This is a genomic window from Thiobacillus sp. SCUT-2 (genome assembly GCF_035621355.1).
GTDB lineage: Bacteria > Pseudomonadota > Gammaproteobacteria > Burkholderiales > Thiobacillaceae > Thiobacillus > Thiobacillus sedimenti.
Genome location: NZ_CP141769.1, coordinates 2,676,826 through 2,690,903, shown reverse-complemented (window position 1 = coordinate 2,690,903; position 14,078 = coordinate 2,676,826). Strand labels below are relative to the sequence as shown.

6 protein-coding genes are annotated in these 14,078 nt (G+C 58.4%); all 6 read left to right on the top strand.

Annotation, left to right across the window (positions count from 1 at the left end):
• Positions 1-31: 31 nt before the first annotated feature.
• The 6 genes from VA613_RS13405 to VA613_RS13380 all read left to right on the top strand — a co-directional run bounded on the left by VA613_RS13405 (position 32) and on the right by VA613_RS13380 (position 14,024).
• Entirely contained in the window at positions 32-1,396 is a 1,365-nt protein-coding gene (locus VA613_RS13405; protein ID WP_324779521.1) for a magnesium and cobalt transport protein CorA, read from the top strand.
• 437 nt (positions 1,397-1,833) lie between these two features.
• Entirely contained in the window at positions 1,834-2,448 is a 615-nt protein-coding gene (locus VA613_RS13400) for a hypothetical protein (protein ID WP_324779520.1), read from the top strand.
• Between the two features lie 137 nt (positions 2,449-2,585).
• Entirely contained in the window at positions 2,586-3,356 is a 771-nt protein-coding gene (locus VA613_RS13395) for a hypothetical protein (protein ID WP_324779519.1), read from the top strand.
• A gap of 2 nt (positions 3,357-3,358) precedes the next feature.
• Complete coding sequence (locus tag VA613_RS13390) at positions 3,359-4,879, top strand: lipase family protein (RefSeq protein ID WP_324779518.1); 1,521 nt, start codon at positions 3,359-3,361, stop codon at positions 4,877-4,879.
• 14 nt (positions 4,880-4,893) lie between these two features.
• Positions 4,894-5,589, top strand: coding sequence for a hypothetical protein (locus tag VA613_RS13385; RefSeq protein WP_324779517.1), 696 nt, complete (start codon positions 4,894-4,896; stop codon positions 5,587-5,589).
• 41 nt (positions 5,590-5,630) lie between these two features.
• Entirely contained in the window at positions 5,631-14,024 is an 8,394-nt protein-coding gene (locus tag VA613_RS13380) for a calcium-binding protein (RefSeq protein ID WP_324779516.1), read from the top strand.
• Positions 14,025-14,078: the final 54 nt, after the last annotated feature.

Here is a 14,078-nt window from a genome sequence, read left to right as displayed (position 1 = left end):
CGACGCAGCCGCTGGCGTAGAATACGCGCCCATGACCGAGACCGTCGACGAGCGCCCGCACGCGGAGGACCAGTTCGAGCAGCACCTCTCCGAGGTGCAGCTGCTGCTCGCCCGCCAGCGGCGCGTCGAGGTGCTGGTGCAGAAGCAGGACACGCCGCGCCACGAGCTCGTCGAGGACCTCGTCCACCGCCAGCACATGGCCGAGCTCAACAGCCTGCTGCGGCGTCTCTCGGTCGCGGAGATCGCCCGCGTCCTCGAGGCGCTGCCCGAGGAGGACCGCGTCGCGGCCTGGCAGGAAGTCGAGGAAAGCCGCTGCGAATCGGTGCTCGAACGGGTGTCCGACCCGGTGCGCGCCGAGCTCGTCGAAGCGCGGCCGCTGCCCAGCGCGCGCAACATGCTGTCCGCCTTCGAGCTGAAGAACGGGCGCCTCGCGCAGGTGCGCATCGGCAGCCGCGCCGACCTTGCCCACGTCAATCCGATCTGGGTCGACCTCGTCGCGCCCTCCGCCAGCGTGCGCGCCTGGGTGGGCGAGTTCTTCCAGGTCTACCTGCCCGACCCCGAAGACGTCACCGACATCGAGGAGAGCGCGCGCTTCTTCGTCGACGACAACGACGCCGTCCACATGCGCTCGGACTTCCTGCTGGCGAAGGAGGGCGAGTCGCGCAACGTCGCGGTGTCCTTCATCCTGCACCGCAACATCCTGTTCTCGGTGCGCAACGAGGAACTGCCGGCCTTCCGCCTGCAGCGCCTGCGTGCGCGGACCCAGCCGGGCTACGTGTCGGACGGCAAGGATGTCATGCTCGACCTCTACGGTGCCGACGTCGAATACTCGGCCGACGCGCTCGAGGACATCTACGCCGAGCTCGAGCGCGTCGGCCGCCAGGTGCTTTCGCCGCAGGTCACCGACGACGAAGCCGCCGAGATCCTGTCCGAGATCGCCAAGGGCGAAGACCTCAACGGCCGCATCCGCCGCAACGTGCTCGACACCCGCCGCGCGCTCTCCTTCTTGATGCGCGGGCGCCTGCTGACGCCCGACCAGCACGAGGACACGCGCCAGATCCTGCGCGACATCGAATCGCTGGACGGACACACGTCCTTCCTCTTCAACAAGATCAACTTCCTGATGGACGCCACCGTCGGCTTCATCAACATCAACCAGAACAAGCGCGTGTCCAAGCTGACCGCGATCTCGGTGGTGTTCGTGCCGATCAACATCATCGCCGGCATCGGCGGCATGTCGGAATTCTCGATGATGACCTCCGGCATCCCCTGGCCCGTCTCCTACGGCGCCTTCACCCTCGCCATGGCCGCGCTCGGCTTCGGCACCTATCACGCCCTGCGCTATTTCGAACGGCGCAAGCCCCAGACTGCGGCGCGGCTGCGCAGGGAAGGCTGACGCCTCCGGCGTGCGGCGCCGGCTTACCCATTAAAGATGAGACCCAAGCGGTGCTGCGACAGCGGTGCCCGCAGGGGAATACCTCCTTGAGTCGGCGCGGGAAGGACGTTCCACGCGCAATGTGTTTACCTGCCATTGTTGGATGGCAGTGCGCTCCTGCTTGACGTGGCCGTCGCGTGTCGACGATGACGCTTGCCAGTGGATCGACGTTCTAATCGTTCGAGGCGGATGCGCAGCGTGATGCGCGCTCTCGCTTTTACCTCGTCTCGCCAGAATAGCGGCGCAGTCAAAATAAATTCATCGATAAATCATTGGCTTGCCTACTCCTACGACTAAAGTCGTATGGACAGCGTTTCAGCCGGAGCGTCACAGTTCGAGCAAGCTAGCCGATGCAATGTCGGCCGGATAACAGAAAAACAGAAGAAGAAGGGGAGGAAATGCATGGTGTCGAACCACGTCATTGCCGCGCGTGCGCCACGGGAACACGTGGCGCGGCGATTCATTGCGACCGGGGGCTGGCGATGAACAGAGCATCGATCAGGGTCGGGTTGCTTTGCGGTTTGTTGATGATGCTCGGAATGGGCCTAAGTGCATGCGCGACCGGGCTGCTCGGCCGTGATCGCTGGAAAGAGGAAGCGCTGCAATACGACGGCAACACGGTCGTTGTCGAGCGCTCGCAGAGTTATGGCGGACGTGGCGAGATCGGGCAGGGTACCCCGATCAGCGAATACCGACTGGCATTCGCTTTGCCGGGTTCCGGTCAAACCATCGAATGGGAAAGCGAATACAGCCAGGACGTGGGCCGTGGCAATTTGCACCTACTGGCGCTGCATGTATTGAAAGGTACGCCCTACGTCATCACCGAAGACATCATCTGGAGCGACGTCAGCCAGCACTGGACGACCGGCTACAACGTCCAGCAGTTGAACCCGGACGGCAGTCTGGATTTTCGGGTTGGCGGTGGCGTTGCGATCAATACCGTATTTTCGGGGGCGTCGGCGCTGGGGGGCGGCTGGACTTATCAATTCAGCGTCTCCGGCGGCGTCTTCTAGCTCAAGTACTACTAGCCCACCCTGGCGCCGAATGGCGAAGCACCCGCAACGAGCCTCAGCCATGAAATTTATTCGGGCTATGCGCTTGTCTATCTGTCGGGCGAGGCGGGCAACGACAACGAATGGAGGAACGCGGCATGAAGAAAAGATCAACGATCGATCAATGGATAGCAGCGATTTTGCTGATGGTTCTGGGAGGCGGCACGCGCGCGTGCGCGATGGGCGGCACAAGCTGGAAAGAGGAAGTGCTCTTGCATGATGGGAGCACGATCATCGTGGAACGTACCACCAAGCGGCATGGCCGGCATGAGATAGGGCAACGCCCACCCATTGGCGATCAGAGCGTAAGTCTCACGATGCCCGGAACAAATAAGCGAGTTGTCTGGAAAGACGAATTCAGCGAAGACGTGAGCGGTGCCAATTTCAACCTGATGCTGCTGGACATAGTGCAAGGCACGCCTTATTTGCTGGCTACGCCTGCAGGGTGCCTGTCCTACAACAAGTGGGGCAGGCCGAACCCGCCTTACGTCACCTTCAAATACGACGGCAAAGCATGGCAGCGTATTCCGCTCCAAGCGCTTCCAGGTGAAATCAAGCTGCCCAACATGCTGCATTCTTCCCCTGACGACGTGGCGGAAAAAAGTGCAAAAGACGGCGTTGTGCCGGCGGCAGTCATCCGGGAAGAAAACGAGGGATATCGTCAGCCCGAATTCAAAACCATTGTGCGTGAGGCGGTGAAGGGGGCAGAGGCTGGGTGTACCGAAATGATTAAGGTGAATGATGGGTGGGAGGGCTTGGGCTTCTTCAGGTTCCAGGCTTCTTACGAAGCATGCTTGAAATACTGTGATCGAAAAGATGTAAACCAACAAAATTGTCCATGCAACAGATTATTCAAGGGACCGAAATAATCATGACTACTGCGATCGAATACGCGTTGATGGCCGGTGCTTCTTACATTTCCACCCGTTCGGCAATAAACCGATTCCCTGCCCCGCAAGGCTGGACTGAGATAACGGATTTACGCAAAACTGATCCGGATAGTGGGTTCGAGGCAACTACCTTTCAACAAGGGGCGAACATCGTCATCTCTTTCGCCGGCACCGACCCAGGCGACATAGCCGGAGACATCGCGGCTGACCTCGTGTTGGCGGCGGGGACATTGTCCGACCAACTCAAGCGGGCCGCGGATTACTATCTGGAAGTCAAGGCACTCAACTCCAATGCCGCCATCACCTTCACCGGCCATTCGCTTGGCGGCGGGCTGGCCTCCTTGATGGCGGTCATGTTCGGAGAAGGCGCCTATACGTTCGACCAGGCCCCCTTCCTCAATTCCGCCAAGACGTTTACTACTACCGACCTCGCCACCGGCAATATCATCCCCCGTTCCGTCGCCATCGACTGGCGCGCCTATCTTGCGAACCACGCCCCTGTCAGCGGGCTAGCGACGCTGGATGCCTTTATCGCCGCCTCCGATCCGTTCAACGCCAACCCGAACCCGGCGGACACCCTCGCCAGCCGGAGCGGGCAAGTCACCAACATCAACACGCAAGGAGAATTCCTTTCCTCATGGTTTGGGGTGCCGTCATCCAACCGGATCGGATCGCAAGCCGACATACTCGATAGCAATGCCGGCGTATCCGGCCTGGATTTGCACTCTCAGACCCTGCTGACTGCCTTCCTGCAAAGCCGGCAGACCGCAACAACAGGAAAGGCATTGAACGACGTGACCTTCAAGTTGCCCGATTTACTGAAGATGATGTTCGACAAGAATCTGTTTGCGTATTCGACTGACAAAAACAACGACAAGAACGTGAACCTCCTCGAACGTCTTGTCCAACACGAAGCCGGGGTGCACGATCCCGAAACAGGCGTAACCACCCTTGCAGCCGACCAGATGCTCGACCGCTTCACCCGCGACCTCTGGAAACTCGCCCAGGACGGCGGCCTCACCCTGCACGACAACAACCCCTCCAACGCCGACCTCAACGAAGTCAGCAAGGCCCTCACTGCTTTCGCTATGCAGTTCTACTACCAGGACACCCCCAAGGCCATCGACCCGGCGAAGGAGCTGTACAGCGCGATCGGCGGTGGCCTGCAGTTCGACCTCGCCGACGTTTCGCCGAGCGTGAAGACAGCGCTTGATTCGGGGCGCTCGGCCGATCTGAATGCCGTCAAGGGGTATGCCCAGTATTTCAAATACTACCTGGACAGCACCAACAACTTCAGCGTCGAAGAACAGGCGCTCATCAGATCCCTGCTGCCCCAACTGCGCGACTGGTTCGTCCAGGCGGGCACCGGCGGCATGACCGCCACCGACACCCTGAACCGCGGCGACTTCATGCTCGGCGGGGCAGGCGCCGACAGCCTCAGCGGCGGCGACAAGAGCGACCTGCTGGTTGGCAATGACGTGGAACGGAGGCTTGCAGCATGAAAACGAGGACAACGATGAAGCGCTGGGCAATGGCGATTTTGCTGATGATCCTGGGCAGTAGTATGAGCGCGTGCGCGATGGGCGGCACAAGCTGGAAAGAGGAAGTGCTGCTGCATGACGGCAGCAAGATCGTTGTTCAGCGTTCAGTTGAACGAGGCGGTCGGCACGAGATCGGACAACAGCCACCGATCAAAGATCAGAACCTGGACTTCATTCTTCCTAGTACAAACGAAAGCGTGACATGGAAAAGCCAGTACAGCGAAGATATTGGTCTTGCCGACTTTCAGCCGTTGCTGCTCGATATATCCAGGAGAACGGCATATCTGGTTACCGCCCCGGTTGGCTGCTTGTCTTACAACAAATGGGGACGACCGAATCCGCCTTACGTTGTTTTCAAATACGACAACAAAACATGGCAGCGCATCCCGCTGCAAGAGCTGCCTGCCGAAATTAAAACCCCCAACTTGATTTTCTCTTCACCTGACAACGAGGTGGAAAAACTTGGCGAGGGTTTTGTAACGGCAGTAATGGTTCAGCATGCCAATAGCGATCTCACCCAACCCGAATTCCGCAGCATTCTGAGGGAGGCGATAAAAGGTAAGAACGGGATCAGTATTACCGACTGCGAAGAACTTATTAGATACAAGGGGTATTGGATTATGCCGAATGATCCGGTAGCTCGTGGCATGGTTGATAGAAAGACAAAGTAAAGGTCGCTCATTTCAGAATCCAATTATTCAGGGGATAAATCATGGCAACGATAATTGATTACGCATTGATGGCTGGCGCTTCTTATATTGACACCCGTTTACCTATTAATCGCTTTCCGATACCAACTGGGTGGAATTTAGTTTCTCGGAATCCTCAAGACAACACATCCGGATTCGAGGCCGCCACTTTTGGCAACGGCACTACTATTGCAACTAGCACCGAAATCGTCATCTCCTACGCCGGCACCTACGAAAAAGACCTCACCGGAGACATTGCGGCCGACATCGGCCTCGGCGCGGGCACCGGCTCCGTCCAGCTTTTACAAGCCGCCGACTACTACCTGCAAGTCAAGGCCGCCAACCCTGGCGCCCAGATCACCCTGACCGGCCACAGCCTCGGCGGCGGGCTTGCCGCCTTGATCGGCGTCTTCTTCGGCGAGACTGCCGTCACCTTCGACCAGGCCCCGTTCGCCCAGACCGCCCTGTTTCAAGCGCAGTCCCTCCTGAATTACCTGTCCGCAGAAAAAGCCGCCAGCGGGGCGCCGCTCTACACTGCAGCCCAGTTGTCCGGCCTCACCAATTTCATCACCCAGCAGCAAGCCAACGGCGGCATCCCCAATTCGGGCCTCATCAGCAACATCCGCGTCGACGGCGAATTCCTCTCGGAAGCGCCGCTCAGCACCTTGAGTCCCATCGGCACCCCCGCCACATTGCTGAAACACGGGCCAACCAGCCTATCCGGAACTGAACTTCATTCCATAGCCTTGCTGAGCGCCTTCCTGCAAAGCCAGCAGACCGCAGCAACAGGAAAGGCATTGAACGACGTTACCTACAAACTCACTGACCTGCTGGCGATGCTGTTTGACAAGAATCTGTTTACGACTGACACAGATCCGAACACGAACAAGGAGAACCTCCTCGAACGCCTTATCCAACACGAAGCCGGCGTGCGCGACCCGGCAACGGGGACTACCACCCTTCCCGCCGACCAGATGGTGGACCGCCTCACCCGCGACCTGTGGAAACTCGCCCAGGACAGCGGCATGACCCTGAAAGACGGCAACTCGAATTCGACCTGGGTGAGTCGCGCCCTGGGCGCGTTCGCCATGCAAAAGTATTACGAAGAAACCCAGTCCAGCGCAGGCTACAAAAAGGAACTCTTCACCGACCTTGCCACCGAGGGCGGTTCAGGCGGCATCCGCTTCGACATGGCCGACGTCTCTGGAAAGTTTGCAGATGCCCTGAGCCGAAATGCAACACTCAACCTGACCGATGCCAAAGGCTTTGACCTTTACCTGAAGTATTTCTTCGACAACAACCTCGACGTAAACGATGTCAACTTCACCGCCGCAGAAGATCAGCTGATCCTGTCCCAACTGCCCTCCCTGCGCGACTGGTTCGTCCAGGCTGGAGTCAACGGCATGACCGCCGCCGACACCCTGAACCGCGGCGACTTCATGCTCGGCGGGGCAGGCGCCGACAGCCTCAGCGGCGGCGACAAGAGCGACCTCCTGGTCGGCAACGCCGGCGACGACGTGCTCAAGGGCGGCAAAGGCAACGACACCCTGATCGGCGGCACTGGCAACGACACCTACTTCCTCAACCCCGGCGACGGCTTCGACACCATACTCGACAGAGACGGGGTAGGCGCCATCAAGTTCGTCGCCGTCGAAGCGAAGGGAAGTGCTGGACTGACCGATCCCACAAAGTGGAAACAACTCAGCGTCGACACCTGGGCCGACGCCCAGAACAACATCGTTTACAGCAAAAGCCTCGTCAACGGCGCAACCCGACTCCTCATCCACAAAGGCGACACCAACGTCCTCGTCAAAGGCTGGGCCGATGGCGAACTGGGAATCACCCTGGGCGCAGGCGCGCCCTTTGCGCCCCCGCCCACCCTACTCACCGGCACCGCGACCGGCAACTACCTCAATGCGACGGACACCGGCTCGCGCAAAGTCGACGGTCAGGCCGGCAAGGACATGATCTGGGGCGCCAGTGCCGCCGACCAGCTTTACGGCGGCGACGGCGACGACTGGATCATGGGCAACCTCGGTGCCGATCACATCGAAGGCGGCATCGGCAACGACTACATTACCGGCCTGGGCGATGGCGCCGAAGTCAAAGGCGGCGACGGCAACGACATCGTCAGCGCCGCCAGCGCCGAATACCTGACCATCGGCGGCCTACGATCCGGAGTGATCCCCGGCATCACCGAAGACATCATCTGGACCGACGTCAGCCAGCACTGGACCGCGGGCTACAACGTGCAGCAGCTGAACGCAGACGGCAGCCTGGATTTTCAGGTGGGCGGCGGCGTTGCGATCAATACCGTATTTTCAGGGGCATCGGCGCTGGGCGGCGGCTGGACCTATCAGTTCAGCGTCGTGGGCGGCGTCTTCCAGCTCAAGTACACCCACCCCACCCTGGCGCCCAACGGCGAAGCGCCTGCAACGAGCCTGGTCCACGGAATCACCTCGGGCTACGTACTTGCCGGCGGCGTGTATCTGTCTGGCGAGGCGGGTGCCGATTTTCTGGTAGGCAACAACGGCGACGACGTGTTGGGCGGCGGCACGGGCGACGACATTCTGATCGGCGAAGCCGGACACGACGTCCTGCTGGGCGGCGACCAGAACGACAGCCTGTTCGGCGAAGCCGGCAACGACGTGCTGGAAGGCGGCGCGGGTGCGGACGAACTGTATGGCGGCCTGGGCGAGGATATTCTGGATGGCGGTGCGGGCGTTGACCAGCTCGTCGGCGGCGCGGGCAACGACACCTATCTCAACGTCACTGGCGAAGACGTCATCAACGATACCGAAGGCCATGACACTATTGTGCTGGCGACGGCGACCGGTCTGGGGGCGGGCGGTTTGTCGGTCGTCAATACCGGCGACCAGGGGCAGTACAGGCAACTCAATGTTGCGTTGGACAACGGCGAGACGTTGAAGCTTGATGATGCTTTCTATGGCACCAGCGCAGCGATCCAGTTTGCAAATGGTGACGTATTGGATTTGGAAACGCTGGTTGGGACGCAGTTTGCGACGCCCCTCTATCTTGGGCTAGGTAATGAGGGAGGGCGGCTATATGGGGGCGCAGGGGCAGATATTCTCAATGGGGGTTCAGGCGACGATATCCTCACCGGGCATTTGGGAAATGACACGCTTCAAGGCGGCTATGGGAATGATGTTTATCTCGTTTCGCGGGGCGATGGGCAGGAAACGATCTTTGAAGAAGGTGGAAATGCCGACATTTTGCGATTCGATGAATCTATTCGGCCTGAGGATATCAAGCCGATTCGCTGGTATGGATGGGATTACTGGGGGAATGTCGAGGATAGCCTGCGCCTGGAATGGCTGAACACAGACGGTCCCTCACCGAAGACTGAATATGTCCACATCAAGAATTACTTCGTGTCGGTGGACGATAGTCGTCGAGTGGACCGAATCGAATTCTCCAATAAAACAGTGTGGACGTATGCCGATATTCAGGCGCTGTTGCTTGCCCCAACCAACGGACACGATCTATTGGAAGGTTTTGCCGGGGCGGATGTGATCGATGGCCTGGATGGGCCAGATAGCATCAATGGCAAAGCGGGCGACGATGTTTTGCAGGGAGGGGCCGGCGATGATGATGTGCAGGGCGGATTAGGCAACGACACGCTTCGAGGGGGGGCGGGAAATGATCGTCTGCTGGGCTACGCTGCGTGGCTTGATGATACTTCTGCCACGAATAATGATCCGGGTGACGATGTATTGTATGGCGGCGCCGGGAATGACCTCATGTTTGGGGGGCAAGGCAACGATGTTTATCTGTTTGGTCGCGGGGACGAATTCGATCAGATAGGCGAAACGGCCAATGCTGCAGGTGGCGGAATGGATACGCTGAGGCTCGATGCGGGCGTGCTGCCCGGAAATGTCACATTGCATCGCACGCTTAACGATCTGGTTCTGGTGATCGATGGTGGCCGGGATCAAGTCAGGATGGCAAATTATTTCCGGACAGATATGGGAGATGTCCAGATCGAGCGTATTGAGTTCGATGGAGGCATGGGGCCGGTATGGACCGCAGTGGATATTGCCAGCCAAGTGGAATATGGCGTTCAGAACAGCATTACCGGCTCAGCCGGCAATGACACGTTCATCGTTGATCATGAGTTGGATTCCATCACGGAGGCGGCCGATTCCGGAATAGATACGGTACTGGCATCCAGGTCTTACTCCCTGGCAAACAATATTGAGAATCTGACTTTGACTGGTTTCTTGCACATCAATGCGGTGGGGAACGCGCTAAACAATGTGCTGACCGGAAATTCCGGCAACAACACACTAGATGGCCAGGACGGTATGGATACCGCTTTTGGGGGGGGCGGGAACGATTGGTACGTCAATGTCGAGCAAGTAGTCGAGAATGTCGACGATGGGATAGATACTTGGTACAAACCAAGCGGTGGGACGCTCCCGGACAACGTAGAGAACTTGTTTATGGGCAAGTATGGCCCAAACTGGACGCCCCCCGGATACAGCGGCATCGGTTATAGCTACAGCTATTCCCCGGGCACGGCTATTGGTAACGATCTGGACAATATTCTAGTCAGCCCCGGTAACGGCTCCTACGGAAATGTGCTCGATGGAAGGGGAGGGGCTGACACAATGGTAGTGAACGGCTCGGATCGGGTGACGGTTTATGTGGACAATCCCGGTGACAAGATTGTGAGTGTCTCGAAAGGTCCTTATGAAATCAGAAGCGCCATTGATTATGCGTTGGCCGATCCACAACGCTACACGTCGAATAACCAGTACATTGCTGACAGTGTCGCAAATCGCCTGGTCCTGATTGGAACCGGCGCGATTGGCGGCACGGGCAACGCGATCGATAACTTGATGGTCGGCGCGCAGAACCCTTCGTCTAACACACTTGCGGGGGGTGCGGGAAACGATACGTATGTAATCGGTTTGAACGATCGTACTGTCGAAGTTGCCGGAGAGGGTAACGACAGGGCTTATCTATATCTGGATGCATCCGATTCTGGTCGTGAAATTCATATCGCCGAACTCGGCACGCATGACATCGAGAGTTATGTGCTTGCTGGGGATGCTAATAACATCTTGCTGTACGGCGACGCAGGCGACAATGAACTTGGCGCTAAGGGAAGCGCTTACGGCAATTACGGCACTAAGTTGTTTGGTGGTGAAGGTGGCGACCGACTGCTTGGGGGCGCTCAGGAAGACGTGCTGGATGGTGAAGCTGGTGCCGATACCATGCAGGGCGGGGCGGGGAACGATGTTTACTTTGTTGACGACGCTGGCGATCAGGTCATCGAGTCCCTGACCAACTATTACAGCTATTTCGACGCGTGGGATGAGCAGCCTTCCTATAGCTGGGTTGGTAAAGGTGGCGGTTTGGACACAGTTCATTCCAGCGTGACATATTCTTTGAGCGCCAACGTCGAGAACCTCACCCTCGATGGCAACAATGCCATTAACGGCATGGGTAATAACCTGGCCAACGTACTGACAGGAAACGGTGCGGCCAACGTTCTGGATGGTGGCCTGGGCGCGGACACGCTGGTGGGTGGACTGGACAACGACACCTACGTAGTGGACGACCAAGGTGATGTCGTCAGCGAAACGTCTACCCTGTCGACCGAGATCGACACCGTTCAATCGTCGATTACCTATACCCTGGGTTTCAACGTCGAGAACCTTACCCTGACCGGTACCGCGGATCTGGAGGGTACTGGCAACGCGCTTGCCAACGTCCTGCGTGGCAACGGTGGCTACAACGTTCTGTGGGGCCTGGATGGCGGTGACACGATCTACGCAGGCGACGGGGACGAGGCGTATGGCGGTACGGGCAACGACACCCTGATATCAGAAAATGTCGCGGGCTGGAACTCCCTGTATGGCGAAGCAGGGGACGACATTTTGTGGGGCGGTTCGTATTCTGGCTACTTCGAAGGGGGGCTCGGCAACGACACGATCATCGGCGGCTCTGGTATGAACGTCATCTGGGGTGATGACCAGGTGTTCGGGGGCGAGGGCGGCAATGACACCATCACTGGCGGCAACGACTATGACTATGTCATGGCGGGTGCTGGCGACGACCTGGTCTACGGTAATGGCGGCGGTGACAACCTGGCTGGCAATCAAGGCAATGACAGGTTGTTTGGAGGCTCCGGCAATGACTTTCTGAACGGTGGGAAGGGCATCGACACTCTGATCGGCGGAACCGGTGATGACACCTACACAGTCGACAACGGGAGCGACATCGTCACGGAGAATGCGGGCGAGGGCATCGATCTTGTCCAGGCCTTGACCACTTACACGCTGGGTTCCAACGTCGAGCATCTGACCCTGATGAACAGCAGCGTCATCGACGGCACAGGCAACGAACTGAACAACATTCTGACCGGAAACGGTGCAAGCAATACGCTCAAGGGAGGTGCGGGCGACGATATCCTCAAGGGTGGCCCAAGCGGCGCGCCGACAAGCACGACCATAAGCAGCTTGGTGATCTACGCCCGCGGAACCCCCGTGCTGGATGTCTACCCTGCCATGCAGGTCTACGTTGATGGCATCCTGATTCAGGCGTTCAGCGTCGATGCTGCGGACTATGCTGCCTATACGGTTGATCCGGCCAAACTCGGCATGGCGGCGGGCAAGGTGGACGTGGTCTTTGCCAATGACGCATGGCGCCCGGATATTGGCCAGGACCGCAACCTCTATGTACAGAAGATCGAGGTCAACGATCAGTCCATGAACGCCACCGATAACGGCGTTCTCATGGACGTCGGAAGCGGTTCTCTGGCCCTGGATGGCATCAATGTGCGGTTGGGCCAGGAAACGCTGGCTTCCAGCGGTTCCCTGCGATTCATCTTGGGCGATAACGATATGCTCGATGGGGGGGTGGGGGCGGATCAGATGTCCGGCGGCAGCGGCAACGACAGCTATACGGTGGATAACCTGGGTGACGTCCTGACCGAAAGGCCGAACGAGGGCGTTGACACCGTTCGCAGCAGCATCAGTTATACCCTGGGCGAAAACCTGGAAAACCTGGGATTGCTTGGCACGGCTGCGCTCGATGGCACCGGCAACAGCCTGAACAATCTTCTGATGGGTAACGCCGGCAACAACGTTCTCCATGGCGACGCAGGGGCTGACACGCTGATCGGCTATGCGGGGAATGATCGACTCGATGGTGGGACGGGAAACGATTTCTTGTATGGTGGCCAAGGCAATGACACCTACGTTATCGATAGTACCGGTGATAGCCCTTCGGAAAACGTCAACGAAGGCTGGGATACGGTCGAGAGTTCGATCAGCTACACGCTGGGCGCCAACGTCGAAAGCCTCACGCTCACGGGCATTTCCGCCATCAATGGAACCGGCAACGATCTCGACAATAATCTTGTAGGAAACGGCGCGACTAACGTCCTTTCGACTGGAGCTGGCAACGATTATTTGGACGGAGGTGCCGGAGCAGACACCATGATTGGCGGAGCCGGCGACGACGATTACGTTGTCGACAACGCGGGTGACGTCGTTGTCGAAAATGCAGCCGGAGGCAGCGACAGTGTCGAACTGTATCTGGATGGGAATTACGTCCTCGGAACTGACATTGAATTTGCCTATCGGTATGGCAATGGCAACTGGACGACAACAGGCAACGCATCGGACAACTACCTTTACGGGAGCAGGGGCAGCGACACGCTGATCGGGCTGGCCGGAAATGACTTGCTGTGGGGTGACGCAGGCGCGGATTCGTTGATTGGTGGTGAAGGGAACGACAGGTATTACGTGGACAATGCCGGCGACATCGTCACGGAGAACGCGGCCGAAGGTGTGGACATGGTTTACGTCTTCGGATCGGTGGCGTACACGTTGGCAGCCAATGTTGAGAACGGTTACCGCACGTTCTGGGCCGGGAACCTCATGGGTAACGACCTGAACAACATGCTTTCGGGATCCTATGGTGCCGACATATTGGATGGTGGCGCAGGGGATGACACATTGAACGGTTGGGGTGGTGATGACACTCTGATTGGGGAACGGGGCAACGATATCTATACAGTTGGCCGTGGCTCCGGGGTTGATCGTGTAGTCGAGAACGACGCCACCCTTGGCAACACTGACGTGGCCAAGTTCATGTCGGGCGTAAGCGCAGACCAGATCTGGTTCCAGCAGGTAGGTAACGATCTGGAGGCAGGCATCATCGGAACGACCGACAAACTGGTGATCAATGATTGGTATCTGGGCTCCGATCATCATGTCGAGCAGTTCCAGACTACCGATGGGGCCCAGACGCTGCTCGACGGCAATGTGCAGAACCTGGTGAATGCCATGGCCAGCTTCGCGCCTCCGGCAGCCGGGCAAACCACTTTGCCTGCGGATTACCAGGCTAGCTTGGCTCCCCTGATCGCGGCCAACTGGCAGTAACGGTTATTTCCTTTCTAGGCTCTTCCCTATCCTGCTGCTGTCCAGACAGGATAG